29 protein-coding genes are annotated in these 22,589 nt (G+C 68.4%); 13 read left to right on the top strand and 16 right to left on the bottom strand.

The window, feature by feature from the left end; all coding sequences use genetic code 11:
• Positions 1 to 2: 2 nt before the first annotated feature.
• Complete coding sequence (gene hisH, locus E4P24_RS02465; protein WP_004044475.1) at positions 3 to 662, bottom strand: imidazole glycerol phosphate synthase subunit HisH; 660 nt, start codon at positions 660 to 662, stop codon at positions 3 to 5.
• A 453-nt stretch (positions 663 to 1,115) separates the two neighbouring features.
• Here hisH and E4P24_RS02460 point away from each other — a divergent pair, with 453 nt between their 5' ends.
• The 3 genes from E4P24_RS02460 to phnE all read left to right on the top strand — a co-directional run bounded on the left by E4P24_RS02460 (position 1,116) and on the right by phnE (position 3,827).
• Positions 1,116 to 1,973 carry a PhnD/SsuA/transferrin family substrate-binding protein gene (locus E4P24_RS02460; RefSeq protein ID WP_004065294.1) on the top strand — a complete coding sequence of 286 codons (858 nt, stop codon included), beginning with the start codon at positions 1,116 to 1,118 and terminating at the stop codon, positions 1,971 to 1,973.
• Between the two features lie 95 nt (positions 1,974 to 2,068).
• Positions 2,069 to 2,872: a phosphonate ABC transporter ATP-binding protein gene (phnC, locus tag E4P24_RS02455; protein ID WP_006600721.1), complete on the top strand. Its 804-nt coding sequence runs from the start codon at positions 2,069 to 2,071 to the stop codon at positions 2,870 to 2,872.
• Positions 2,862 to 3,827, top strand: coding sequence for a phosphonate ABC transporter, permease protein PhnE (gene phnE, locus E4P24_RS02450; RefSeq protein ID WP_004065296.1), 966 nt, complete (start codon positions 2,862 to 2,864; stop codon positions 3,825 to 3,827). Before phnC ends, phnE begins: the two co-directional genes overlap by 11 nt.
• 137 nt (positions 3,828 to 3,964) lie before the next feature.
• Here the strand turns inward: phnE and E4P24_RS02445 are convergent, their stop codons facing one another.
• The 3 genes from E4P24_RS02445 to E4P24_RS02435 are packed head-to-tail and all read right to left on the bottom strand — an operon-like array spanning position 3,965 to position 5,364.
• Positions 3,965 to 4,561 carry a uracil-DNA glycosylase family protein gene (locus E4P24_RS02445; protein WP_004044480.1) on the bottom strand — a complete coding sequence of 199 codons (597 nt, stop codon included), beginning with the start codon at positions 4,559 to 4,561 and terminating at the stop codon, positions 3,965 to 3,967.
• A 24-nt stretch (positions 4,562 to 4,585) separates the two neighbouring features.
• Entirely contained in the window at positions 4,586 to 5,197 is a 612-nt protein-coding gene (locus tag E4P24_RS02440) for a DUF99 family protein (protein ID WP_006600722.1), read from the bottom strand.
• Positions 5,194 to 5,364, bottom strand: coding sequence for a DUF5786 family protein (locus E4P24_RS02435; RefSeq protein WP_004044482.1), 171 nt, complete (start codon positions 5,362 to 5,364; stop codon positions 5,194 to 5,196). The genes E4P24_RS02440 and E4P24_RS02435 overlap by 4 nt, the downstream gene beginning before the upstream one ends.
• A 129-nt stretch (positions 5,365 to 5,493) precedes the next feature.
• Here E4P24_RS02435 and E4P24_RS02430 point away from each other — a divergent pair, with 129 nt between their 5' ends.
• A complete protein-coding gene (locus E4P24_RS02430; protein ID WP_004044483.1) occupies positions 5,494 to 6,120 on the top strand; it encodes an MBL fold metallo-hydrolase in 627 nt (208 codons plus the stop codon).
• Between the two features lies 1 nt (position 6,121).
• Positions 6,122 to 6,502, top strand: coding sequence for a hypothetical protein (locus E4P24_RS02425; RefSeq protein WP_115891389.1), 381 nt, complete (start codon positions 6,122 to 6,124; stop codon positions 6,500 to 6,502).
• 15 nt (positions 6,503 to 6,517) lie between these two features.
• Here E4P24_RS02425 and E4P24_RS02420 read toward each other — a convergent pair whose 3' ends face one another.
• Together E4P24_RS02420 and trxA are read right to left on the bottom strand one after the other, a co-directional pair.
• The gene (locus tag E4P24_RS02420; protein WP_004044485.1) at positions 6,518 to 6,664 is read right to left on the bottom strand and encodes a 50S ribosomal protein L40e; all 147 of its coding nucleotides are present in this window, start codon (positions 6,662 to 6,664) and stop codon (positions 6,518 to 6,520) included.
• A 113-nt stretch (positions 6,665 to 6,777) separates the two neighbouring features.
• Positions 6,778 to 7,059 carry a thioredoxin gene (gene trxA, locus E4P24_RS02415; protein WP_394295201.1) on the bottom strand — a complete coding sequence of 94 codons (282 nt, stop codon included), beginning with the start codon at positions 7,057 to 7,059 and terminating at the stop codon, positions 6,778 to 6,780.
• 223 nt (positions 7,060 to 7,282) lie between these two features.
• On the opposite strand from trxA, the gene E4P24_RS02410 reads away from it, so the two are divergent.
• From E4P24_RS02410 to E4P24_RS02395, 4 genes are all read left to right on the top strand, one after another.
• Positions 7,283 to 7,447 carry a preprotein translocase subunit Sec61beta gene (locus tag E4P24_RS02410; protein WP_004044487.1) on the top strand — a complete coding sequence of 55 codons (165 nt, stop codon included), beginning with the start codon at positions 7,283 to 7,285 and terminating at the stop codon, positions 7,445 to 7,447.
• Between the two features lie 55 nt (positions 7,448 to 7,502).
• Complete coding sequence (gene pdxT, locus E4P24_RS02405; RefSeq protein WP_004044488.1) at positions 7,503 to 8,111, top strand: pyridoxal 5'-phosphate synthase glutaminase subunit PdxT; 609 nt, start codon at positions 7,503 to 7,505, stop codon at positions 8,109 to 8,111.
• A 78-nt stretch (positions 8,112 to 8,189) separates the two neighbouring features.
• The gene (hisE, locus tag E4P24_RS02400; RefSeq protein WP_004044489.1) at positions 8,190 to 8,492 is read left to right on the top strand and encodes a phosphoribosyl-ATP diphosphatase; all 303 of its coding nucleotides are present in this window, start codon (positions 8,190 to 8,192) and stop codon (positions 8,490 to 8,492) included.
• A 222-nt stretch (positions 8,493 to 8,714) separates the two neighbouring features.
• Positions 8,715 to 9,968, top strand: a complete 1,254-nt coding sequence (locus tag E4P24_RS02395; RefSeq protein WP_188148060.1) for an MFS transporter — start codon at positions 8,715 to 8,717, stop codon at positions 9,966 to 9,968.
• A 30-nt stretch (positions 9,969 to 9,998) separates the two neighbouring features.
• Here E4P24_RS02395 and npdG read toward each other — a convergent pair whose 3' ends face one another.
• The 4 genes from npdG to E4P24_RS02375 form a co-directional block, all read right to left on the bottom strand.
• Positions 9,999 to 10,667 carry an NADPH-dependent F420 reductase gene (npdG, locus tag E4P24_RS02390; RefSeq protein ID WP_115860488.1) on the bottom strand — a complete coding sequence of 223 codons (669 nt, stop codon included), beginning with the start codon at positions 10,665 to 10,667 and terminating at the stop codon, positions 9,999 to 10,001.
• A 91-nt stretch (positions 10,668 to 10,758) separates the two neighbouring features.
• Complete coding sequence (locus tag E4P24_RS02385) at positions 10,759 to 10,974, bottom strand: hypothetical protein (protein ID WP_115891390.1); 216 nt, start codon at positions 10,972 to 10,974, stop codon at positions 10,759 to 10,761.
• 49 nt (positions 10,975 to 11,023) lie between these two features.
• Complete coding sequence (locus E4P24_RS02380) at positions 11,024 to 11,878, bottom strand: TIGR01548 family HAD-type hydrolase (RefSeq protein ID WP_115802133.1); 855 nt, start codon at positions 11,876 to 11,878, stop codon at positions 11,024 to 11,026.
• Positions 11,879 to 11,909: 31 nt separating this feature from the next.
• Complete coding sequence (locus E4P24_RS02375; protein ID WP_188148059.1) at positions 11,910 to 12,362, bottom strand: UPF0146 family protein; 453 nt, start codon at positions 12,360 to 12,362, stop codon at positions 11,910 to 11,912.
• A 39-nt stretch (positions 12,363 to 12,401) separates the two neighbouring features.
• Here E4P24_RS02375 and E4P24_RS02370 point away from each other — a divergent pair, with 39 nt between their 5' ends.
• The 3 genes from E4P24_RS02370 to rtcA all read left to right on the top strand — a co-directional run bounded on the left by E4P24_RS02370 (position 12,402) and on the right by rtcA (position 14,523).
• Positions 12,402 to 12,923, top strand: a complete 522-nt coding sequence (locus E4P24_RS02370) for an archaemetzincin family Zn-dependent metalloprotease (RefSeq protein WP_004065304.1) — start codon at positions 12,402 to 12,404, stop codon at positions 12,921 to 12,923.
• Positions 12,924 to 13,014: 91 nt separating this feature from the next.
• Positions 13,015 to 13,464, top strand: a complete 450-nt coding sequence (locus tag E4P24_RS02365) for a universal stress protein (protein ID WP_004065305.1) — start codon at positions 13,015 to 13,017, stop codon at positions 13,462 to 13,464.
• Positions 13,465 to 14,523: an RNA 3'-terminal phosphate cyclase gene (rtcA, locus tag E4P24_RS02360; RefSeq protein WP_188148058.1), complete on the top strand. Its 1,059-nt coding sequence runs from the start codon at positions 13,465 to 13,467 to the stop codon at positions 14,521 to 14,523.
• A gap of 24 nt (positions 14,524 to 14,547) precedes the next feature.
• On the opposite strand, the gene E4P24_RS02355 is transcribed toward rtcA, so the two are convergent.
• From E4P24_RS02355 to E4P24_RS02340, 4 genes are all read right to left on the bottom strand, one after another.
• Positions 14,548 to 15,030, bottom strand: a complete 483-nt coding sequence (locus tag E4P24_RS02355; RefSeq protein ID WP_115802130.1) for a YbhB/YbcL family Raf kinase inhibitor-like protein — start codon at positions 15,028 to 15,030, stop codon at positions 14,548 to 14,550.
• A gap of 54 nt (positions 15,031 to 15,084) precedes the next feature.
• Positions 15,085 to 16,026 (bottom strand): VOC family protein, encoded by a 942-nt coding sequence (locus E4P24_RS02350; RefSeq protein ID WP_115802129.1) that lies wholly within the window; start codon positions 16,024 to 16,026, stop codon positions 15,085 to 15,087.
• 208 nt (positions 16,027 to 16,234) lie between these two features.
• Positions 16,235 to 18,049 (bottom strand): ribosome biogenesis/translation initiation ATPase RLI, encoded by a 1,815-nt coding sequence (locus E4P24_RS02345; RefSeq protein WP_004044500.1) that lies wholly within the window; start codon positions 18,047 to 18,049, stop codon positions 16,235 to 16,237.
• Between the two features lie 2 nt (positions 18,050 to 18,051).
• Positions 18,052 to 18,366 carry a hypothetical protein gene (locus tag E4P24_RS02340; protein WP_004044501.1) on the bottom strand — a complete coding sequence of 105 codons (315 nt, stop codon included), beginning with the start codon at positions 18,364 to 18,366 and terminating at the stop codon, positions 18,052 to 18,054.
• A gap of 124 nt (positions 18,367 to 18,490) precedes the next feature.
• Here E4P24_RS02340 and E4P24_RS02335 point away from each other — a divergent pair, with 124 nt between their 5' ends.
• Positions 18,491 to 18,784, top strand: a complete 294-nt coding sequence (locus E4P24_RS02335) for a helix-turn-helix domain-containing protein (RefSeq protein ID WP_004044502.1) — start codon at positions 18,491 to 18,493, stop codon at positions 18,782 to 18,784.
• 114 nt (positions 18,785 to 18,898) lie between these two features.
• Here the strand turns inward: E4P24_RS02335 and E4P24_RS02330 are convergent, their stop codons facing one another.
• Both E4P24_RS02330 and E4P24_RS02325 read right to left on the bottom strand, forming a co-directional pair.
• The gene (locus tag E4P24_RS02330; RefSeq protein WP_004065310.1) at positions 18,899 to 20,779 is read right to left on the bottom strand and encodes a PINc/VapC family ATPase; all 1,881 of its coding nucleotides are present in this window, start codon (positions 20,777 to 20,779) and stop codon (positions 18,899 to 18,901) included.
• A 117-nt stretch (positions 20,780 to 20,896) separates the two neighbouring features.
• On the bottom strand, positions 20,897 to 22,528 hold the full coding sequence (locus tag E4P24_RS02325; RefSeq protein ID WP_188148057.1) for a methyl-accepting chemotaxis protein: 1,632 nt from the start codon (positions 22,526 to 22,528) through the stop codon (positions 20,897 to 20,899).
• Positions 22,529 to 22,589: the final 61 nt, after the last annotated feature.

The raw sequence follows: 22,589 nt of genomic DNA, 5'->3' as shown, positions 1-22,589 counted from the left end.
GCCTATCGCTCCGCGCAGAACTCGACGAAGTTGCGGAGGATGGTCAGCCCGGTCTCGCCGGACTTCTCGGGGTGGAACTGCGTGCCGAAGACGGTGCCCGCCTCGTTGGCGACGACCGCGGGGAACGCCACGCCGTAGTCGGTCGAGGCGACGACCGCGCCCTCGTCGTCCGGGTCGGCGTAGTAGGAGTGGACGAAGTAGGCGTACTCGCCGTCGACGCCCTCGACGAGCGGGTGGTCGCGCTGGACGTTGAGTTCGTTCCAGCCCATGTGCGGGACCTTCTGTCCCTCGTCGAACCGGACGTTGCGGCCGGGGATGAAGTCGAGTCCCTCGACTTCGCCCTCGCCGGCGTGGTCGGCCTCCTCGGAGGAGGTAAGCAGCATCTGCATCCCGAGACAGATGCCGAAGACGGGCGTCCCGTCGGCGGCGGCCTCGGCGAGCGGTTCGCGGAACGGTCCGGCGTTTTCCATCCCCTCGGAGAACGCGCCGACGCCGGGGAGAACGATGCCGTCGGCGTCGTCGAAGTCGGCGGGGTCGTCCGAGATGACGACGTTCGCCCCCGCGCGTTCGAGCCCGCGCATGGCGCTCCGGAGGTTTCCGAGCCCGTAGTCGACCATCACCACGTCGGCGAGGGTCTCCTCGGGCGGCTGTGTCGTGCTCATACCGAACGTCCGCAGAGGACAGCAAAGTGATTTTCCCTCGGGGTGAGCGCTCCGCGCGGGAGCCGTCGGAGACCGGCCGCGCGACCCTGCCGCACGCCTCTGACCCGTCGCGTGAAGGGGTCCGAAGTCCGAACTCGAAGACTCCACGGGGGCTTGCAGGGGCGATAGCGCCGTCAACCTGAGAACACCGGTTCTATTCAATACGAATATAGAGAAAAAATAGCAAATCTTAACAACAAGTGTCGGAATTACAAGACGAGTTCAATGGCGAGTAGACGAGAATTCATCAGAACGGCAGGAATCACTGGCGTCGCGGGGTTGACGGCGCTCAGTGGATGTACGGGTGGCGACGATAGCTCGGAAGCGACGACGACCACGACGGAGTCGGGAGCGTCCTCGGAGACCGAGGCGACGACGACGTCGACTACGACCGAGTCGTCACCGGAGTCCATCATGTTCGCGCTCACGCCCGCCGAGTCGGACGTGGACGTGGAAGCGCAGTATCAGCCGCTTTTCAACTACATCGAGTCCGAGGTCGGCGTCACGGTCGAATCCACCGTGGCGGCCGACTACGCGGCGGTGTTGCAGGCGCTCGACAGCGGACAGGCCGACATCGCCGACGCCGCGCCCGCAATCGCTATTCAGGGCGGGAACGAGGGCATCACCGAGGTCATCGGCATCCGCATCGCCTACGGGGCCTCGCGGTACTTCTCGCTCATCACGACGACGCCCGACAGCGACATCGAAGAGCTGACCGACCTCGAAGGCGAGACGGTCGCGTTCGCTGACCGCCTCTCGACGAGCGGGGCGCTGTTCCCGCTGTCCATGCTGAGCCGAGCCGGACTCGACACGGGCGGCGCGCCCGACGGCAACCCCGTTGACTTCGAGGCGCAGTTCTCCGACCACTCGACGGCCCGCGAGACGCTCATCAACCGCGACGACGTCGTCGCCGCCGGCACGGGCGCGTTCTCGACGGCCCCGCACGTTCCGGAAGACCAGTTCCCCGAACAGTTCCTCGACATGTCGGCCGAAAACGACGGCGACCTCGGAACGGCGTCGCCCGAACTGCAACTGCTGTCGTGTTCCGACCCCATCCCGCGTGCCCCGATTCTCGGCCGCACCGACATGGACCAAGGGCTGTACGACGACATCGAAGAGGCGCTGCTCAACGTGACCGAAGACGACCTCATCAACGAGGACCTCGAAGACGACCAACAGCTCTGGTTTACCGGGGTCGACCAGGGGTCCGTCGACGACTACGCGCCCGTTCAGGAAGTCCTCGACGAGCTCGGCGTCACGCTCGGACAGTAAAAGCGAGACTCCGCGGTTTTGATTCCCTACCGTGCGGTCGCAACCCGACGAACGGTTCGACCGCACGCGAACTACGCGACGCGACAGACACGATAATGAGTACGATTGAAGTAACGAACCTCAGCAAATCCTACGGAGATGTCACGGCCCTCGACGACGTCTCGTTTACTATCCCGGACGGCGAGTTCGTCGTCGTCCTCGGGCAATCGGGGGCGGGGAAGTCGACCCTCCTCCGCTGTCTCAACGGAATCACTCGCCCGACGAGCGGGTCGATTACCATCGACGACGCGAACGTGATGGGGCCTCGAAACGACGTGGCAATGATATTTCAGCAACACTACATCCTCGGGCAGATGAGCGCGTACAGCAACGCGCTCACCGGGGCGCTCGGCCGGACATCGTTCCTCGGCAGCCTGCTCGGCCTGTACGACGGCGACGACAAGCAGGAGGCGCTCCGCGCGCTCGAAACTGTCGGACTGCTCGACGAGGCCAACCAGCGCGCCGGGAAGATGAGCGGCGGGCAGCAACAGCGCGTCGGCATCGCCCGCGCGCTGGTCCAGAACCCGAACCTCCTGCTCGCGGACGAACCCGTCGCGAGCCTCGACCCCGCGAGCGCGGAGACGGTGATGCGGTACATCCGCGACGCGGCCGACGAGCGCGACTTGACCACCATCGCGAGCCTCCATCAGGTCAACATCGCCCGCGAGTTCGGCGAACGGTTCATCGGAATGAAAGACGGACAAATCGTCTTCGACGGCTACCGCGAGGACTTCGACGTCGACGTCATCGACCGCATCTACGGCGACATCGAGACGGAGGCCATCCGCGAAGAACAGACCGACGAGCCGCCCGAAAACAACGCGGCCGCCACGAGCGGAGCGAGGTCACATGAGTACTGATACCGACCGAATCGAGGACGCGCTGCGGAACATCCAGATTGCAAAGCGAGTCAGACTGCTGTTTTCAATCGTCGTCCTCGTCCTCTTCGCGTGGTTCTTCACGAACGCGCTGAGCGAGGTCGGCTTTTCCATCGGTGAAATCGTCGAGTACTGGCCGGAGTTCACCGACGCGCTGGGCGACTTCTTCCCGCCGGGGACGCTGTTCGGCGTCATCCCCTTCGTCGACGTCAGCCAGTACTGGGCGTTCATCCAAGAACGGAACCTCCTCCTCCAGTTCCAGGACGGGAACCCCGTTCTCGGCGCGGTGTTCGTCACGTTCGCGATGGGGTTCGCCGGGACCGTCCTCGGCATCCCCGGCGCGCTCATCCTCGGGGTGCTCGGCTCCGAGCGCGTGACGCCGTACCCCTTCAACTTCATCTTCCGCGGGACGATGAGCGTCATCCGCGCCATCCCGGCGCTGGTGTGGGCGCTCATCTACATCCCCCTCGGCGGCGTCTCGCCGTTCACGGCGACGCTCGCCATCGGGACCGACACGATGGGGAACCTCGGTCGCCTGTTCACGGACGCCCTCGAAGAAGTCGAGGACGGACCGATAGAGGCCATCGAGTCGACCGGCGCGAACAGCCCCCAGAAGGTCGTCTTCGGGATGCTCTCGCAGGTCTTTACGCCCTTCATCGCGTGGACGATGTACATCCTCGAAATCAACGTCCGCATCGGCGTCACGATGGGACTCATCGGCGGCGGCGGCCTCGGACAGGTGCTTCAGACCCAGCGCGGTCTGTTCCGGTACACGAACATGATGGCGACGATTCTCGTCATCTTCATGCTCGTCGTCTCCGTCGAGTTCGTGAGCCAGCGGGTCCGGTCGTACATCCGCGGCAACGAGGAAGGGACGAGCCTGCTCAAACTCATCGTCGAGTTCCCGCAGCGGATGGCCCGCTCCATCTGGGAGTAGGCGTCCGCCCGCTCGGTGACGCACCCGCGGTTCGGTTTTTATCGCTCCCCTGCGTCTCACAGCGTCGCCCATGTCGTCGCCGCCGACTGCCACCACGAGGTCGCGTCTCGCCTCTTCGCCGGCCGCCCGCGCCGCGCTCAGAAGTCACCGAGACTGGCCTGTCCGTCCGCGGAGTCCGCGAGCCCCGAGAGGTCGGCGGCGCGCGCGATGGTCTCGAAGAAGCCCTCGCGTTGGCTCCGGTCGTACAGCGTCGCCGCGGGGTGGACGGAGAGGAGGACGCGGTAAGAGGCGTCCCCGACGCGGGCGTCCACGACCGACCCGGACTCGTTCGTGATGGCGACGCCGCGGTCGAGCAGGTGCTGGGAGGGCACCTTTCCGAGCGTGACGACGAGTTCGGGGTCGACGAGTTCGAGTTCGCGGGCGAGGTAGCCCCGGCAGTTCGACAGTTCGTCGCTCGTCGGGTCGCGGTTGTCCGGCGGGCGGCACCGCACGCAGTTGGTGATGCGAACGTCGGCGCGGGCGAGGCCGGCCTCGCGGAGCGCGTCGTCCAACACGGAGCCGGAGCGACCCACGAACGGCTCGCCGCCCTCGTCTTCCTTCGCGCCCGGCGCTTCACCGAGGAAGAGCAGGTCGGCGTCGTCGGGGCCGACCCCGTTGACGATGCGACTCCGCGAGTCGACGAGTTCGGGGCATCGCTCACAGCCCGTCACGCAGAGGCCCTCCATGTGTTCCATACTCGGTTCGAGGGCGGGGACGGCTTAATCCCCGGCGAAGCGTCGCGCGGCGCGGGCCGCCATCCGGGCCACGCGAATCGGCTCGGGGCGGCCGCCGGTCGGGGTAAAGCCGCGGACGACTTGCGCGGCCTCGTCGCCGTCGCAGCCGGCGGCCCGGACGAACACCGTCTCCCCGTTCACCTCGACGGGTCGGCGGGGCGGAGCTGCGCGGTAGGTGTCGAGTCGTCGGTCGAGCGCCGCGCCCGAGAACTGCTCGGTGAGCGCGGGTTCGAGCCCCTCGCTCTCCTCGAAAGAGACTGAAAGGACCGGGCGGTCGAGGGCCGCGGCGAGGCGGTCGATGTCGACGAGGTTGAACCACGCCGGAGCGATGCCGGAGACGAGCAGGTAACGTACGTCCTCGCGGTCGAGGGAGTCGTACAACGAGGCGATGGCGTCGGTCGCGTCGTCGCCGCCGACGGCGCACGTCTCGAAGGCGAGGCCGTCGACGACCCGGTCGGCGCGGACGACCGCGCCGCAGAGGACGCTCTCCGGAGACGGGTCTGTGGAAAAATGAGCGTCGTCAGCGTCGTCTGTGGGTGCGCGCGCCGCCCCGGGAGAGGATTCCGCGACCCCGAGGGCGCGAGACCCCGACTTCACTCGTCTTTAATCTCCTGGAGCCGGTCGAGGAGTTCGTCGTTGGACGCGCCGATTTCGAAATCGACCTCGCCCTCGTGTTTCTCCTCACTCGTCGTGACGCCGTCTTCCTCGTCGAAGTCGACGTTCTGGTCTCCTTGTTCGGACTCGTCGTAGCTCCCAAATCCCATACAGATATACGTACACGACCGAGCCCCAAAAAGGATTTGTCGCGTGAGCCCGATGTTCGGGGGCGATTCACGCGGCGAGGTGACGCCTCACCCGCCCGACTTTTTCCGGTCGAGCGCGTACGCGGCGGTATGGAAGTCATCCCAGTCACCGCCGACGCCGAGACCTTCACCTGCAACGCCTACCTCGTCCTCGGCGAGCGAACCGTCCTCGTCGACGCCGGGACGATGTCGGGCGTCGAAGACGTCGTCGCAGAACACACCGACGACCTCGACGCCGTGGTCGTCACCCACCAGCACTCCGACCACGTCGGCGAACTCGGCGCGGTGGTCGAACGGTTCGACCCCGACGTGTACGCCTACGCCGACCACCCGCTTCGGACCCACGAGCTCGGAGACGGCGACCACGTCGAGATGGGCGACGAGTCGTTCGAAGTGGTCTACACGCCGGGCCACGCCGACGACCACGTCTCGCTCGTGAGCGGGCGGTCGCTGTTTTCGGGCGACGTGTTCGTCTACAACGACGGCGCGTTCGACGACGGCAGTTTCGGCCGCACCGACATGCCGGGGCAGTCCCGCGAGCGCCTCATCAGCAGCCTGCACACGCTCCTCGACCGCCTTCCCTCGACCGTCGAGGCGCTGTACGCCGGCCACGGCGACCCCTTCGAGAACGAGGCCGGCGGCGACACCGTCCGCGACGCGCTCGAACGCGCAATCGAACGCGCGGAGCGGCGCGAGCCGAAGTACCCGGAGGCCTGAGATGGCGACCGACGCGGTCACGGAGCCGAGCGACGACCTGACGCGACTGCACTACGTCGGCGTCGCCCTCGCGGCCGTGACCGGCGCGATTCACCTCGTCCTCGGCGCGGGCGCGCTGGCCGCGAACCCCGCCGACCCGCTCGGCATCGCGTTCGTCGGGGCCGCCGCGGGGTTCGCGGCCGGTATCGTCGGCGTCCTCCGCGGCGACGAGCGCCGCCGCTCGCGGGTGGTGTTGCTCGGTATCCCCTTCACCGCCGGGCAGGTCGTCCTCTACGTCGCGCTGAACTGGCCGAATATCTTCGGCATCGGCGGCGTCGCGGACAAACTCGTCCAGCTCGCGCTGCTCGCGGTGCTGTTCGCGCTGTATCGGCGAGACGCCTGAGAGAAGCGTGCGGGCTTACGCGGCGCGGCGTTCCTTCGACTTGGGTCGAAGGTGCTTGTAACCGCACTTGCGGCACTGCTTTGCCTTCTGGGGGTTGCGCGCGTTGCACCGCATGCAAATCTGCTTCTCGAGCGTCCGCTTCGTCGCAGCGTCACTAGCCATGCATACGAGTCCCGCCGCCGGTCGTATAACGCTTGCGAGACACACCGCCGGCGCTCGCGGCGCGCTCGGCGGTCGTCCGGATGGGTCGGAAAACGCGGCGGTCCGCGGCGCGCTTACGCGCCGGCCTGGCTCAGCGCCGACTCGATGTCGTCGCGCTGGGTGACGCCCACGAAGCGGTCGACGATGCCGTCGTCGTTCTCGACGATGAGCGTCGGAAGCGAGCGAACCTGATACTGGTTGGCCACGTCCTGCTCCTCGTCGACGTCGACCTTGACGAACTCGACGGTCTCGTAGTCGCCTTCGAGCTCGTCGAGAATCGGGTCCTGCGTCTTACAAGGGCCGCACCAGTCCGCGTAGAAGTCCAAGAGTCGAACAGTCATCGTATCCCGGCGCAACTTGCCCGCCCCGGCGCATAAGGATTACTCATGGGCCCGCGGCTCTCCGGTTGTGCGCCCGTCCAGTTCAGTCGAATTCCAGCCTTCTGAGCGTCGAGGGGGCCGTCAGCCGACTCGCAATCCGAGCGGATTCGCCGGCAAGTCGGGAGGCGTTCCGGCCGGGCGACCCCCGGGACCGGAGCGAGCCGAAACGTTTAGGCGGCGGACGCACGGACGGTGGAACATGAGCAAGGGCCAGAACAGCGGCGGTCTGATGTCGAGTGCGGGCCTCGTCCGCTACTTCGACGCGGAGGACCGCAACGCGATTCGAGTCAACCCCAAGACCATCTTCGCCGCGGGGGCGCTGTTCGGCATCGGCGTGCTGGTGCTGAACTCGCTCGCGTTCTGAACCGCGCCGACCGCCGAACGGACGCTTTTTGTCCACGGCTTCCCGAGACCCGTCTATGACTACGCTACGCGCCGGTGTCGTCGCCGTGCAAGGCGACGTGTCCGAACACGCCGACGCCGTCGAGCGGGCCGCCGAGGCCCACGGCGTCGACGCCGAAATCGTCGAGATTCGAAGCGACGGCCTCGTCCCCGACTGCGACGTGTTACTCATGCCAGGCGGGGAGTCGACAACCATCTCCAGACTCCTCGAACGCGAGGGCATCGCCGACGAGATTCGCGCCCACGTCGAGGCTGAAAAGCCCGTCCTCGCCACTTGTGCCGGCCTCATCGTCGCCTCCCGCGACGCCAAGGACGACCGCGTGACGACGCTCGACCTCCTCGACGCGACGGTCGACCGCAACGCCTTCGGCCGGCAGGTCGACAGCTTCGAGGCCCCGCTGGACGTGGCCGGTCTCGACTCGCCGTTCCCCGCGGTGTTCATCCGCGCGCCCCTCATCGACGAGGTCGGCGAGGGCGTCGAGGTGCTCGCCGAGTGGGACGGCAACCCCGTCGCCGTCCGCGACGGCCCCGTCGTCGGCACGTCGTTCCACCCCGAGTTGACGCCCGACAGCCGCCTCCACGACCTCGCGTTCTTCGACGAACTGGCGGTCGAAATCGACGCCTGAGCGGCCGGCTAACTGGCTGAGTGACGGCCGCTCGCCGGAACCAGAGGGTCTTTTTCCGCGCCCGCCCGTCGTGCGACCATGGACGCCGACACCCCGACCGACGAGGTCTTGGACGAACTCTTTGCGACCATCGAGTCGCGCAAAGCCGACCTCCCCGAAGACTCCTACACGACGACGCTTTTCACCCACGAGAAAGGCGAGAACTACGTCCTCGAAAAGCTCGGCGAGGAGACGACGGAGACCATCCTCGCGGCCAAGGACGACGACGGCGAGGAACTGCTCTACGAGAGCGCCGACCTCGTCTACCACCTGCTCGTCCTGCTGTCGATGAAAGACGCCTCGCTCGACGACCTGCGCGACGAGCTGAAAGCCCGCTTCTGAGACGGGGTCCCACGACCGCGACCGCGACGACGACGCCGGTAGTCGCTCGCCGCGCCGACGCCCGCAGTTCCCGGACGAGACGGCCCGATTGCAAAGCACCAAGAGCGTGCGTTTACGATAGCGCACCCTCTCGATGCACGCCCCTCGAACCCGCGACTCCCAGTCCGCTCCCGCGCATCCCACGCCCCACCGCGCCGCGTCCGCCTCCCGAGGGTCGGCGGCGTGAGTCGGCTGTTCGGCGGCGACGAGCCGTCAGTCGAGTTCGTCGCGGGCAGCCTCATCGCGGGCGTCTTCTTCGGCGGCGTCGGCGCGGGCGTCGCCTTCCCGACGCTCCCGACGCTCGGCCCCATCATCGGCATCACGCCGTTCGTGGTCGGTCTCATCCTCTCGGCCAACCGGTTCACCCGGCTGGTCGTGAACACGCCCGCCGGGCAGATACTCGACCGGATGGGGACGCGCCGGCCGATGATAGCCGGCTTCGTCGTGCAGGGGCTGTCGCCGTTCGGCTACGTCCTCGGGCTGAACCCCGGGCCGATTCCGCTCGACAGCGCGACCGTCTTCCTCCTGTCGCGGGCCTGCTGGGGCGTCGGCTCGGCGTTCGTCTTCGTCGGCGCGTTCAGCACCATCACCCACGTCACCTCGGACGGAAACCGCGGGAAGTGGGTCGGCTACATGCGCGGCGGGCAGAGCCTCGGCTTCCCCGCGGGCCTCGTCGTCGGCGGCCTCGTCACCGACGCGTTCGGCTACGCCACCGCGTTCGCCGTCGCGGGGTGCGCGGGGCTGTTCGCCGCCCTCGTCGCCATCTCCGTCCTCCCGGACGTGAAAACCGACGTGACGGCGGCGAGTTCGCTCCGCGAGGTGCCGCGGCTTGTCAGCGCCGACATCCGCATCTTCACCGTCGGCACCGTCAACTTCGCCGTCCGATTCCTGTTTTCGGGCGTCCTCCTCTCGACGGCCGTGCTGTACGCGACGGCGAACGACATCTCGCTCGGCGGGCTGTCGGGGGCCGGCGTCAGCGGCGTCGTGATGGCCGTCGGCGTCGTCGCGTCGAGCGTCACGACGCTCGTCGTCGGCCGGTACTCCGACCGTCTGTCGAACCGCGCGGCGCTGACGCTCCCCGCGCTGGGCGTCCTCGCGGCCGGGTTCGCCCTGCTGGCGCTCGTACCGACGCTCCCCTCGACGCTCGCGGGCGTGGCGCTCATCGGCGTCGGCGTCGGCGGGTCGAACCCGCCGCTTTTGGCCTATCTCGGAGACCTCAGCCCGGCCGACGACGTGGGCAAACTCGGCGGCGTCTACAACGTCTTCGGCGACTCGGGGTCGACGCTCGGCCCGCTCGTGGCCGTCCCGCTGGCCGAGGTGGTCGGCTTCCGCGTCGAGTACCTCGCCTGCGTCGCGCTCGTCGTCGTCGTCGGACTGCTCGTGGCGCGGACGCTCTACGGGGAGGCCGCGACAGTGCCGCGGTCAGAACTGTCGTGAAAAATGGCTTCGGGCGCGGGTCGGACGGCGCTACTTGAACCGGATGCCGAGGTCGTGTAGGCCGTCGTTGTTCCGCGCGACGTTGATGAGAAGCGGGGTGATACCCTCGATTTCGGGGGCGTTGGCGAGGCCGCCGCCGTCGAGCGCGCGGAGGCCGTCGATGCCCTCGGCGAGCAGGCGCACCGTCTCTTTGGCGTCCTCGTCGTCGGCGACGAGCAGCGTGTCGATACCGAGGTCGGCGTCGAGGTCGGCCAGTCGGCCGGCCGCGAGGTTGTGGAACGCGCCGACGACCGGCACGTCGTCGGGGGCCGCGTCGGCGACGAGCGCCGTCACGCTCCCGGCCTTCGGCGGGTGGTAGTGGAAGCCGTCGTCGTCGCGCTTCATGCCCGCCGCGGGCGTGACGAGCACGTCGCCCTCGGACAGCGAGTCGGAAACGGCCTCGACGGTGTCGGAGACGTGGTACGGCGGCACGGCGAGGACGACCACGGAGGCGCGGTCGGCGGCCATCTCGTTCGTGAAGCCGTTTACCTTCACGTCGCGGCCGCGGCTGGAGAGTTCGGTTTCGTACTCGTCGGCCTTCGCGCGGGCCTTGTCGGGGTCGCGCGACCCGACGATGACCTCGTGGTCGGTGTGGTAGGCCCAGCGGAGGGCGAGGCCCTCGCCGATGTCGCCGGACCCACCGAGGAGTGCGATTCGCATACACACACCTCCGGACCGAGCCGACCTAAAGGGTTGTGCGACCGGTCGGTTCTGCCTGTGTTCGCGGGCGGGCGGCGGCGGGTGGACGGCGCTATCGACCCCCGCCGTCGGACTCGACGAGCGCCTGCACCCGCTCGAAGCCGTCGCGGTAGACGAGCCACCACGCGACCACCGGGGCCAAAAGCAGGAGCGGCCCGAGGAGGACCAACTGCGCGAACGGGTCCGGCGGGAGGAGGTACGTCCCGACGACGACCACGAGCGCGTCGAGCGCGAGCAGCGTGACGACGAAGGCGCGGAGGTGTCCCATCAGCGACCCTCCGGCGGCGAAACGGGAGTCTGAGTCGGCGTCTGAGCCATCAGTCGAGCAGGTCCGGAACCTCGTTCACGTCCTCGACGACGGCGGCCGCACCGATTTCGGAGAACTTCTGTCGGCCGTCGTCGCCGGTCAGACCGCCCGAGAGGACGCCCACGCCGTAGTAGACGCGCTCGGGGTCGGCGGCGTCGGCGTTCAGCGCCGTCTTCACGTCGTCGAGGGTGTCGCCGACGAAGACGACCGAGTCGGCTCCGAGGCGCTCCGCGACCGTCACGAGCGCGGCGGGGTGGGGCTTGCCCTCCTCCCAGTCGTCCATCGTGAACCGGTGGTCGTCGGCCACGTCGAGGTTGACGCGGTCGAGCGCGATGTCGGCCTCGGCGGCGGGACGACCCGTGACGACGCCGAGTTCGCGGTCGCCGAGGGCGTCGAGCGTCTCCGGGCGGAGGAGCACCGGTTCGTCGTGGATGTAGCCGGGGGCCTCGAACGGCGGGTCGCCGCCTTCGAGGTCGCGGTACAGGTCGCTCCCGAGGTAGAGCGCCTGAAACGTCTCGCGGAGCGCCTCGGGGTCCCACTCGTCGAAGACGACGCTCGGCTCCGAGAGCAGGGCCTCGACGGTCGCCTCGGCAGCGTCGAGGCCGCCGCCGCGGGCCTCGATTTCGCCGGTGAACGCGGCGACCGACAGGTCGGCCTCGCGGGCGGCGAGGACGGACAGCGCCGCCGCGTAGGTGAGTTCCCAGTCGTTGTTGAAGCCGCCGGCGTCCTTGAACAGTTGGACCTCGTCGCGGGAGATGGTCGTGCCGTAGTGTCGGTCCACGGATTCGACGATGGCGCGCCGGTAGGAGTCGGCGACGTCGACGAGCACTCCGTCGATATCGAGGACGACAGCGTCCGCGTGCATACCGGAAGCCCGCGACGAGCGGGCAAGTGCCTTACTCTTGGGACCGACCGGGAGAGTCCCGCCGGGCGCGCTGGTCCCGTCGCCCGCGCTCGGCGGCGTACAAGGTGTCGCCCGGCAGCGACTCGCGGGAGACCGGAATCGAGGGCTCGTCGTAGCCGAGCGTGGTAAACAGGAAGTCGGCGTCGGCGCGGCGGGCGACCTCCGCGGCGGGGCGGTGGAGTTCGACGGGGACGTTCAGCGCGTAGACGACCTCGGCGGCGGCGTAGGGGCCGAGGTCGGCGGCGTCGGCGCGGGCGAACACGTCGTCGCGGACGAACGAGACGTCGTCGGGGACGGGGAAGTCGTGCACGTCGACGGCGACCACGTCGACCCCGCGGGCGGCGAGGGCGGCCGCCACCGACGGCTCCCGGCCGACCCCGACTTCGACCGCGCGGTCGTACCCCGACAACCGTCTGACGAGCGCGTCGCGCAGCGATTTTTTCACGTCGGGATATTTATGAAGCGTCCCCGCTTAATCCCTCGCATGCTCGTCGATATCGTGCCTATCGGGGATATTTCTGCGGCCGTCAAGCGGGAGGCATCCGCCGGACTCCGCTCCGTCTACGACTGCGACGTGACCGTGCAATCGAATCAGGCGATACCCGAGGGCGCGTTCGACCGGAGCCGAAACCAGTACCGGGCCGAGCAGTTCATCGAGCTGGCGAGCCGCATCGGGCGCGGCGAGAAGAACATCGGCATCACCGAAAAAGACCTCTACTACCGCCGCCGAAACTACGTCTTCGGCCTCGCGTACCTCAACGGCAACGGCTCCGTCATCTCCACGTACCGTCTCCAAACCTCCAGCGACGGCGGCATCACGAACAAACCCGCCGAGGAGGTGCTGTCCGACCGCGTGCGAAAAGAGGTCGTCCACGAAATCGGCCACACCCTCGGCCTCGAACACTGCGACAACAACAAGTGCGTCATGTCCTTCTCGCCGACGGTCCGAGAGGTCGACGTGAAAGAAGAGAACCTCTGTGGCACTTGCAGTCGGCTCGTCCACTAGCGCCCGAACGCGAGTCCCGCCCGTCTCGTCTCGTTCCGTCTCGCTCCGTCTCGACTCACCCTTTTTCTCGTCTCGGCACCTGTATTCAGGTATGAACTTCGTCGTTGCAGTAGACGGCTCTGCGGCCGCCGACAGAGCGCTCGACCACGCGCTTTCGATGCTCGAACCGCTGGGTGCGACGGTCACAATCGTCCACGCGGTCGAACCGCAGGTCCTCGTCGAAGGCGGCGAGGAGCCGGTCGCGGGCGTTGCGGGGACGGGCGACCGCATCGTCGCCGAGAGCCTCGAAGACGCGGAATCGCGCGCCGAACGCGTCCTCAACGCGGCCGCCGAACGCGCCGCCGACGCCGGCGTCGACGCGGCCACGGAACTCCTCTACGGCGACCCCGTCGAGGCGATTCCGGCCTACGCCGACGAGGCGGACGCGGACGGCATCTTCGTCGGCCACCGCGGCCTCTCGAAGCGCTACGAGGGGCTGGTCGGCAGCGTCGCCAAGGAACTGGTCGAACGGGCGTCCTGCCCCGTCACCGTCGTCCGCTGAATGCGACGACTCGACGGCCGAAACGGCGGCGGCCAACCCCTGCGAACCGCCCTCGCGCTCTCGCTCGTCACCGGCGAATCGTTCGAGATGACGAACGTCCGCGGGAACCGCTCGACGCCCGGACTGAAGGCCCAGCACGTCGCCTGCGTCTCGGTCGCGGCGGCCGTCTCGAACGCCGCGGTCGAGGGCGGCGAGGTCGGCTCCTCGACGCTCCGCTTTTCGCCCGACCGCGTCCGAACCGACCCCGTCGAGGTCGCCGTCGGCACGGCCGGGAGCGCGACGCTCGTCTGTGAGACGGTGCTCCCGGCGGCCGTCGCCCTCGACGACCCGCTTTCGCTCACCGTCACCGGCGGCACCGACGTTCGGTGGTCGCCGCCGGCCGACTACCTCCGGTACGTAAAGCGCCCGCTGTGTTCGGCGTTCGGCGTCGAGTTCGGCGTCTCGGTGCCCCGCCGCGGCTTCTACCCGGCCGGCGGCGGAAGGCTTTCGCTCCGCATCGAACCGGCCGAGCCGACCCCGCTGGCGCTGGACCGCCGCGCGGACCCCGACGAACTCCGGGTCTACTCGGTCGAAAGCGGCTCGCTCGCGGCCGCCGCGGTGGCCGACCGGCAGGTCGAAGGCGTCCGCGACGCGCTCGCCGAGGCGGGCGTCGAGCTCCCCGTTCACGCCGCGGTCTCGTCGGTCGAAAGCGACTCGCCCGGGTCGGTCGTGGTCGCCGTCGCGCGGGGAGAGGATGACGAGCGCGCCGGCGACGGCTCCGAGTCGGTCGTCGCCGGCTTCGACGCCTACGGCGAGCGCGGCACGCCGGCCGAGGCGGTCGGGTCGCGGGCGGCCGCGTCGTTTCTCGACTGGCTCGGCGGCGACGCGCCCGTGGACCGACACATGGCCGACCAGCTGCTCGTCTGGGTCGCGCTCGCCGGGGGTCGCCTGCGGATTCCCGCCGTCACGGACCACGTGCGGACGAACCTCGACGTGATTCGGGCCTTCGGCTACGACGTGACGCTTCTGGCGGGCGACGACGGCGCAGGTGCGGTCGTGGAGTCCGACGGCGGCCGGTGAGCGAGGGACCCGTTTTCGGCCGGGTCAGAGCGCGTAGCACCCGGTCAGTTTCGTCTCGGCGACGACGTGTCCCGCGATGGCGCGCTTCAGGTCGGCCTTCGTCGCGCCCGCGTCGAGGTCGAGGGGTGCATCGAGCGCGTACAGCAGGAACCGGTAGGTGTGCTCGCCGTCCGGCGGGTTCGGGCCGCCGTAGCCCCGCTCGCCGTAGCTGTTCGTTCCCTCGACCGCGCCCGGTGGCGTCTCGCCCGCCGCGATGGCGTCCGTCTCGGGGGCGACGTTCCAGACGAGCCAGTGGTCCCACACCTCGCCCGCGGGCTTCACGGCGTCGGGGTCGTCCATCACGAGGGCGAGCGAGGCGGTCCCGGGTGGCACGCCGCCGATGCGGAGCGGCGGATTCTCGTTTGCGGCCGCGTAGCCGTGGGGGCGGGGTATCGGGCATCCGTCGTCGAACGCCGGGCTCCGGAGGGTGAGCCCGCGACGGCGCTCGCTCGACTCGCTCGATATCATACCGTCGCGTTGGGCGACCAGCGACAAAATTATTCGTTCGGGAAACCCGACGCGTCAGCGGCTGCGAACGACGCGAACGCCGATTCCGTCGGGGTCGGAGAGGACGAGCGACTCGGTCGCGGTTGACGCGTCGGCCGCGTCAGTCGCGTCGCCGTCGCCGGACCCGGGCTCGTCGGACCCGTCCTGTTCGATCTCGTGGCCGGCGTCGACCAGCGACTCGCGGACCGCGTCGAGCGTCGCGGCGTCGGGGACGACGACTTCGAACCACTCGATGCCGCGGCTCCCGCCGGCCGGGGCGCTTCGGGTGTTCCAACTGTTCAGGCCGACGTGATGGTGGTACTCGCCGGCGGCGACGAACGCCGCGCCGGGGTAACCCTCGTCGCGGACGCGCATACCGAGTGCGTCGACGTAGAAATCCCGCGAACGAGGGACGTTCGTGACTTCGAGGTGGACGTGGCCGAGGTCGGTGCCGGCGGGCGCGACCTCGTCGCCGGCGGCGTCGTCCGCGAGCGCACCGAGGTCCAGCGGGAGCGTGTCCATCGACACCCGGCGGTCGTCGGTCCACGGCCACTCCTCGCGCGGGCGGTCGCGGTAGACCTCGACGCCGTTGCCCTCCGGGTCGCGGAAGTACAGCGCCTCGCTGACGAGGTGGTCGGACGCGCCGGAGAGCGTCGCACCCGTGTCGCCGGCGCGGGTTCGGGCGCGGGCGAGCACGTCACCGAGCGCGCCGCGGTCGGGCACGCGAACCGCGAGGTGGAACAGCCCGGCCTCCCGGCGACCGCGCTCGGGGGCGTCGGAGTCCTCGTCGAGGACGACGACGGGCGTCTCGCCGGCCGAGAGCACCGCCCGCGACCCGTCGCGTTCGCGCTCGACCGCGAGGCCGACCACGTCGCGGTAGAACGGGACGACGCGGTCGAGCGAGCCGACGCGGAGCGCGACCCGACCGAGGTGGGTGTCGTCCGTGAGCGAGCCGTCGGATGGGGAATCGTTCGTCATATCCCCGTCTTCGAGCGTGGCCGTGAAAACGTCCGTAGTAACATCGGAGTCACTCGCGGCGCGGCGTGTAACCGGGTCGCCGGCGGCGAGAAACCGCCGGCTGAGACGGAAGGAAACCGAGACCGAGAGCTAACCGAAAGCGAGAGCGAAGGAGCGAAAACGGAAACAAAAACGAGGCGGACGGAAACGCGAACGGGCGACCGGGTCGCTACTCGGCGTAGTAGTACTCGCCGGCGCGCTTCTGCTCGCGGTCGAGTTGCGAGTCGGGCTTGTTGATGCGCGGGCGCTGGGTGCGCTCGTCGCGGCGGAACGTGATGTCGAGGTCCGACAGGAAGTCGTTCATGCCGTCGCGCATCTCCTGCGGTTTCGAGGCGTGGCCCTCGATGGACGGCTCGCCGTCGAACACCATCAGGCGGTCCGCGAGCAGGTCCATCATGTAGATGTCGTGGTCGATGACCATGACCGTCGCGTCGTGGTTCTCGGCGTAGCGGCGGATGGCCGAGGTGGCCTGCACGCGCTGTTCGACGTCGAGGTGGGCCGACGGCTCGTCGAGCAGGTAGAGGTCGGCATCCTGCGAGAGACACGCCGCGATGGCGACGCGCTGGCGCTCACCGCCGGAGAGGTCGGTGAGGTTGCGCTCCATGATGCGGTTGAGCTGGAGCGGGTTCGCGATTTCGGTGTTCCAGTACGACGAACCGAACTGGTCGGTGATGGACGAGAGGAACGCGTCGACCCGCATCGGCTGGTCGATTTCGATGTACTGCGGCTTGTAGGAGATGTCGAGCGCGAAGTCGAGGTCGCCCGCGTCGGGCGTCAGGTCGCCCGTAAACAGCTGTGCGAGCGTCGACTTCCCGATACCGTTCGGGCCGACGACGCCGAGCACTTCGCCGTTGTAGATGGTGCCGGATTCGACTTCGAGCGAGAACTCGCCGTCGCCGTAGGACTTGGCGAGGTCGGGGTACTCGACGAGGGGTTCGGCCTTCGTCGTCTCCCGCGGCGCGTGTTCCTCGAAGGTGATGGCCTCCGGGCGGATGCGCATGTTCTCGTTCGAGAGGTAGCCCTTCAGATACTCGTTGATGCCGTTTCGGACCGACTTGGGGTCGGTGATGACACCGTACGCGCCGGGCTCACCGTAGGCGACGTGGAGCGTGTCGGCGAGCAGGTCGAGGATGGCGAGGTCGTGTTCGACCACGAGCACCGCGCGGTCTTCGTCCTCCGCGAGTTCGCGGATGAGCCGCGCGGCGGTGACGCGCTGGCCGATGTCGAGGTACGGCGAAATCTCGTCGAGGAAGTAGAAGTCGCGGTCGCGGGCGAGCGTCGCCGCGAGGGCGACCCGCTGGAGTTCGCCGCCGGAGAGCGTCTCGATGTCGTTGTCGACGACGGGCCCGATGTCGAGGCGGTCGATGTAGGAGTCGAGCGCGCCGCGCTCGTCGGTCGCTTCGAGGAGTTCGCGCGCCGTCCCGTCGAACTGCTTGGGAATCTGGTCGACGTACTGCGGCTTGCGCGCGATGGAGACCTCGCCGTCGCGGACCTGCTCGACGTAGTTCTGGAGTTCGGTCCCGCGGAAGCGGTCGAGGACGGCCTCCCACGTCGGGTCGTCGTCGTAGTTGCCGAGGTTGGGGACCATCTCGCCCGCGAGGGCGCGGACGGCGGTCGTCTTCCCGATACCGTTCGGGCCGAGGATGCCCGTGACCGAACCGGCCTCGGGGACCGGAAGCCCGTACAGCGAGAAGGCGTTCTCGCCGTAGCGGTGGGTCGGCTCCTCGTCGAGCTCCGACGGGAGGTTGATGATTTCGATTGCATCGAAGGGGCATTTCTCGACGCAGATGCCGCAGGTCTCGCCGAGACAGATTTCCTCGGAGATGCGCACCTGGTCGGGGCCGCCCTGCTCGGCGTCCTCGCCGCGGAGCGTGATGCACTCTTTGCCCGTCCGGTTCGGCGGACAGAAGTTCGAGCACTCGTAGCTACAACGGTCCGGGGAACACCGGTCCAAGTCGACGACGGCGATACTATCGTCGGCCATCGTTAGAGCTGAACACCCGAAGTCAGCAGGATGGCGAACGTGATGAACCAGAGCGCGAAGGTCATGAACACCACGTAGAGGTAGTCCTTCGCGCCGAACCCGTTGACGTCGACGCCGACGACGCGGAGCACGGGGAACTGAATGAGGACGAGCGCCCCGAGGATACCCACGGCCAACTGATTGGTCGCGGCCTCGGGACTCGTCCCCACCACAGCACCCGAAACCACCGCGGCGGCGATGCCGGCGAGGCAGGCGAGTGTCGTGACCGTCACTCCGCGAATGTGACTGGAGAGTCCGGTCTGCGTTTCCGTGGCCATGTGTTCCCGTGCGATATCCGGCGTCAAAAGGCGTTCGTTCCTCCCGCCACCCCGCGGATAAAGCGTTGTCGGCCGGTCGCAGGCCAACAAGGTTTATGCTGGTAGCGCGTTTCGATTCGTAACGATGGCTGGAACAGAAGAGGAGAGTCTCGACGACCTCCCACCGAGTGCGAAGCTTGTTTTCAAAGTGCTCGAATACAACGGTCCGCTCACCCAGAAAGGCATCGTCGAAGAGTCGATGCTCTCGGCGCGAACCGTTCGCTACGCGCTCGAACGACTGGAGGGAATCGGTATCGTCGACGAGGACGTCTACTTCGCCGACGCCCGACAGAACCTCTATCAGTTGACCGATCTCGCGCCGCAGCAGGCGCAGGCCAAAGCCGACGGCGGCAAGGAAAAGGCCTGCTGCGCCGAGTAATCAGAACCGCCGCGGAACCACCGCACGCTTCGCAGTCGGTGTCGTAAGAGACCAGTTGCGACGTGTCGACCCGGTCGAACTCCGACCGACGAAAACGACGATTCGGCCGTTCTGTTAGGCCGGAACGACCGTAATCTGCTGTTTTCTGTCGATTGCGTTCTCCAGTTCCTCGGCGATGGCGCTGCCGCGGGAGACCTGAATGTCGCCGCCGCGACCGACCGTCGCCGTGAACAGGTACTCCCCGTCGGCGCGGACCTCGACCGTCTCACCGACGTGGCCGTCCATCCGAACGACGACGTGCCGCGAGGTGACCTCGGGCGTCACGACGACGCCCTCGTCGGCCCCGCCCGCGGAGGCTGACGCGCCGGACTGTCCGCCGGCGTTCGCGCCCGCGTGCTGCCCCGACGACGAGGGCTTCTCGTCGTGGGTCCGCACGTCGATGTCGATTCCGAGTCGGTCTTCCACGTCCGAGATGCGGCCGCCGCCCTTCCCGATGACGTAGGAGATGTCGTCTTCCTCGACGTAGACGACCGCGCGGTTCTGGCCCTGCAAGTCGACGTCGACGTGGCCGCGGGCGATGGAGCGAATCTCCCGTTCGATTTCCTGTTTCGCCAGCCGGGAGACGCCGCTTTCCTTCTCCTCGCCGTCCTCGCCGAGCGGGACGGTGACGACCTGCCGGTTGAACGTGTAAATCTCGTACTTCGGGGTGCCGGTCTCGAAGTCCCGAATCTGGATGACCGGACGGGCGAGGTCCTCCGCGAAGAGGCCCTCGGGCACCTTCACCTCGGTGCGCACGTCGTACACCGTGTGGACCTCGCCGTCTTCGATGTAGACGACGGTGTCGACGACCTGCGGAATCATGCCGAGTTCGACCCGGCCGACGAGGCGCTGGAGCGCGTCGATGGCGCGGGTGGCGTGGACGACCCCGACCATGCCGACGCCCGCCAGCCGCATGTCCGAGAACACGGAGAAGTCCTCGGTCTTTCTGACCTCGTCGTAGATGGTGTAGTCGGGGCGAACGAGCAGCAGCGAGTCGGCCGTCTTCGCCATGTCGCCGCCGAGGGCGGTGTACTGGGTGATGTCGGGGCCGACCTGGAGGTCGCGCGGCTTCTCCATCGTCTTGACCGCGTAGTCGCTGTCGTTGAGGAACTCGGCGACCGCCTGCGCGAACGTGGACTTCCCGGCCCCGGGCGACCCGGCGATGAGGACGCCGCGCTGGCGCTCGGAGAGTCGGTCGCGGAGTTCGTCGGCGAACTCGTAGTCGTCGAGTTCGGTCTTGACGATGGGACGGACGGCGGTGATTTCGATGCCGTCGGCGAACGGCGGGCGGGCGACCGCGATGCGGTAGTCGCGGAACTGGACGATGTCCATGCCCGGCTCGGAGAGTTCGACGAAGCCGTCGGTGGCGGCGCGGGCGGAGTTGACGATGTCGTCGGCCCACTCCTTCATCGTCGCCTCGTCGGTCGGCTCGTCGGCGATGGGCTGGTAGTGCATCTCGCCGACCGCGCCGCGTTTGGCCTTCGGGCGGGTGTCGGTCTTGAGGTGGACCGACATCGTCTGGTCGTCGAAGAAGCGCTCGATGATGAGCCCGCCGGAGCCGCGGACCGCGGCCTCGACGTACTCGACCGAGACGCCCTTCGCCTTCGCCACTTCGGCCTGCACCACGTCGCTCGTCAGGAGCGTCGCCGACCGCTCGGTGGCGATGTCGCGGATGAGCGCGTCGATGTCGCCCTCGCCGGCACCTTTCGTCTCGCCCGAACTCGGGCGACGGCCGACGTAGTTGAGGTCGATGACGCCGTCGTCGGCGAACTCTGCGAGGCGCTGGAGCTCCGAAAGGCCCTCCCAGCCCGTGTCACGGCCGTCGTTGGCCTGCGATTCGAGTTCGCTGACGACCGCCTCGGGGACGAGTACGTCGGCACCCTCGTAGGTGCCGTCGTCGACTCGCTCGGACACGCGACCGTCGATGACCGCGCTCGTGTCCGGCACTATCTTCATGCGCGTGAGTTTGGGCGGGTGACGGATAAGGTTGTAGATAAAAGCGGTGACACCGCCGGCGGGTCGTCGGGTGGTACCGCGTCCCGCGTTCCGCGCCCCGCGTCCGGCGACCCCGACTCAGTCGTCGCCCGGCGCGACGGCTCGCTCGCCGTCGACCACCTCGAACGACTCGACGAGGTCGTCGAGGTCGGCGGCCTGCGACGACAGCACCTCGGTCTGGTCCGCGAGGTCGCCGATGGACTCGGACTGCTCCTGTGCGGTCTCGACGACGGTTCGCGACTGGCCGGCGGTCTCCTCGGAGATGTTCGCCACGTCGTCGACGCGGGCGGCGATGTCCGCCGCCGACTCGGCCTGCTGGTCGGTCGCGGCGCTCACCTCGGCCACGCTGGCGTCGATATCCGTCACCATGTCCACGATGGTCTCGAACTCGCCGATGGCCTCCGTGACCGTCTCCAGACTGTCGGCGACCTGCCGGTTCATCTCCCGCACGTCGGCGAGCGTCTCCTCGGAGTGCTCGGTGATGTCTGCGATGAGGCCCGATACCTCGTCGGCGGAGTCGCGGGTCTCCTCGGCGAGCGACTTGACCTCCTGTGCGACGACCCCGAAGCCGTCGCCGGCCTCGCCCGCGTGGGCGGCCTCGATGGCCGCGTTGATGGCGAGCAGGTCGGTCTGCGAGCCGACGTGGTCGATGAACGCCGCGATTTCGTCTATCTCCTCGATGCTCTCGGTGAGTTCCGCGACGGCGTCGGCGGTGCGGTCGATGCGGGCCTCCACGGTGTCTAACTCCTCCATCGCCTCGGTCGCGGCGGCGCGGCCGACCTCGCCGCGCTCGGAGGCCGTCTCGGCCGTGGTGGCGACCTCGTCGGCGGAGGCGGCTATCTCCTCGACGGTCGCGGAGAGCGTGTTGAGTTCGTCGGAGACGGTCTGGAGGTGTTCCGTCTGCGCCCCCGCGCCGTCGGAGATTTCGGTGACCGAGGCGGCGACTTCCTCGCTGGCGGCGTCGGCCCGGCGGACGTGCTCGCGGGCGGTCGAACTCATCTCCGACACCTCCTGTGCGAACGACTGCACCTCGCCGATGGTCGACGAGAGTGTGCGGACGAGGTCGTTGTAGGTCGCCGCGACCTCCGCGTACCGCTCGTCGTCGACGCCCCAGTCGTCGGTGTCGATGGTGGCGGTGAGGTCGCCCGCCTGCGCCCGCGAAGTCGCCTCCGCGAACGCCTCCACGAGGTGCTGGAGGTTGCGCGTGTAGTCCGCGAGGTCGCGCTGCATCCGGTCGAGCGCGTCACCGAACTCGCCCGGTAAGTTCTCGTCGAGCGCCGGGTCGTCGAACCGCTGGTCGGCGAGCGCGCCCGCCTGCGAGGCGACGACGCAGAGGTGGTCGTGCATCGCGCCGAAGTCGTCGGCGAGGCGGGCCACCTCGTCGGTTCCGCTCACGTCCGGGGGGCGGGCCGACAGGTCGCCCGCCGCGACGCCCGCGGCCGCCGACGAGATGGACTCGATCGGCGAGACGATGTCTTTTCGCGTGATGATAATCGTGTTGACGAACGCGAGGCCGGCACCGAACAGGAGGAGCGCCGAGAGTTCGAGTCGGAGCGCGCCGGTCGCGACCCACGGAAGCGCGGCCTGCGCGAGCGAGACCGCGAACTGGATGGCGACGGCGGCGACGACCTTTCTCTCGACCGAACCCGAGATACCGAGCGCGTCCATGCTTCCCCAGAGCAACCGTTCGTACGTCGAGACGAGTCGCATACTCCGACGTGCGGGGTATACGTCATAAGCCGGACCGGGCATTCTCGGAATTTGATAACGG

This window comes from Haloferax sp. AS1 (genome assembly GCF_014530665.1).
GTDB lineage: Archaea > Halobacteriota > Halobacteria > Halobacteriales > Haloferacaceae > Haloferax > Haloferax volcanii.
Note: the sequence above shows the minus strand (reverse complement) of the source record. Positions and strands in the feature narration are given on the sequence as shown.

Coding starts and splice junctions, on each gene's coding strand:
- hisH (WP_004044475.1), bottom strand. CDS start 662: ATGAGCACGACACAGCCGCCCGAGGAGACCCTCGCCGACGTGGTGATG.
- E4P24_RS02460 (WP_004065294.1), top strand. CDS start 1,116: ATGTTCGCGCTCACGCCCGCCGAGTCGGACGTGGACGTGGAAGCGCAG.
- phnC (WP_006600721.1), top strand. CDS start 2,069: ATGAGTACGATTGAAGTAACGAACCTCAGCAAATCCTACGGAGATGTC.
- phnE (WP_004065296.1), top strand. CDS start 2,862: ATGAGTACTGATACCGACCGAATCGAGGACGCGCTGCGGAACATCCAG.
- E4P24_RS02445 (WP_004044480.1), bottom strand. CDS start 4,561: ATGGAACACATGGAGGGCCTCTGCGTGACGGGCTGTGAGCGATGCCCC.
- E4P24_RS02435 (WP_004044482.1), bottom strand. CDS start 5,364: ATGGGATTTGGGAGCTACGACGAGTCCGAACAAGGAGACCAGAACGTC.
- E4P24_RS02430 (WP_004044483.1), top strand. CDS start 5,494: ATGGAAGTCATCCCAGTCACCGCCGACGCCGAGACCTTCACCTGCAAC.
- E4P24_RS02425 (WP_115891389.1), top strand. CDS start 6,122: ATGGCGACCGACGCGGTCACGGAGCCGAGCGACGACCTGACGCGACTG.
- E4P24_RS02420 (WP_004044485.1), bottom strand. CDS start 6,664: ATGGCTAGTGACGCTGCGACGAAGCGGACGCTCGAGAAGCAGATTTGC.
- E4P24_RS02410 (WP_004044487.1), top strand. CDS start 7,283: ATGAGCAAGGGCCAGAACAGCGGCGGTCTGATGTCGAGTGCGGGCCTC.
- pdxT (WP_004044488.1), top strand. CDS start 7,503: ATGACTACGCTACGCGCCGGTGTCGTCGCCGTGCAAGGCGACGTGTCC.
- hisE (WP_004044489.1), top strand. CDS start 8,190: ATGGACGCCGACACCCCGACCGACGAGGTCTTGGACGAACTCTTTGCG.
- npdG (WP_115860488.1), bottom strand. CDS start 10,667: ATGCGAATCGCACTCCTCGGTGGGTCCGGCGACATCGGCGAGGGCCTC.
- E4P24_RS02385 (WP_115891390.1), bottom strand. CDS start 10,974: ATGGGACACCTCCGCGCCTTCGTCGTCACGCTGCTCGCGCTCGACGCG.
- E4P24_RS02380 (WP_115802133.1), bottom strand. CDS start 11,878: ATGCACGCGGACGCTGTCGTCCTCGATATCGACGGAGTGCTCGTCGAC.
- E4P24_RS02370 (WP_004065304.1), top strand. CDS start 12,402: ATGCTCGTCGATATCGTGCCTATCGGGGATATTTCTGCGGCCGTCAAG.
- E4P24_RS02365 (WP_004065305.1), top strand. CDS start 13,015: ATGAACTTCGTCGTTGCAGTAGACGGCTCTGCGGCCGCCGACAGAGCG.
- rtcA (WP_188148058.1), top strand. CDS start 13,465: ATGCGACGACTCGACGGCCGAAACGGCGGCGGCCAACCCCTGCGAACC.
- E4P24_RS02355 (WP_115802130.1), bottom strand. CDS start 15,030: ATGATATCGAGCGAGTCGAGCGAGCGCCGTCGCGGGCTCACCCTCCGG.
- E4P24_RS02350 (WP_115802129.1), bottom strand. CDS start 16,026: ATGACGAACGATTCCCCATCCGACGGCTCGCTCACGGACGACACCCAC.
- E4P24_RS02345 (WP_004044500.1), bottom strand. CDS start 18,049: ATGGCCGACGATAGTATCGCCGTCGTCGACTTGGACCGGTGTTCCCCG.
- E4P24_RS02340 (WP_004044501.1), bottom strand. CDS start 18,366: ATGGCCACGGAAACGCAGACCGGACTCTCCAGTCACATTCGCGGAGTG.
- E4P24_RS02335 (WP_004044502.1), top strand. CDS start 18,491: ATGGCTGGAACAGAAGAGGAGAGTCTCGACGACCTCCCACCGAGTGCG.
- E4P24_RS02330 (WP_004065310.1), bottom strand. CDS start 20,779: ATGAAGATAGTGCCGGACACGAGCGCGGTCATCGACGGTCGCGTGTCC.
- E4P24_RS02325 (WP_188148057.1), bottom strand. CDS start 22,528: ATGCGACTCGTCTCGACGTACGAACGGTTGCTCTGGGGAAGCATGGAC.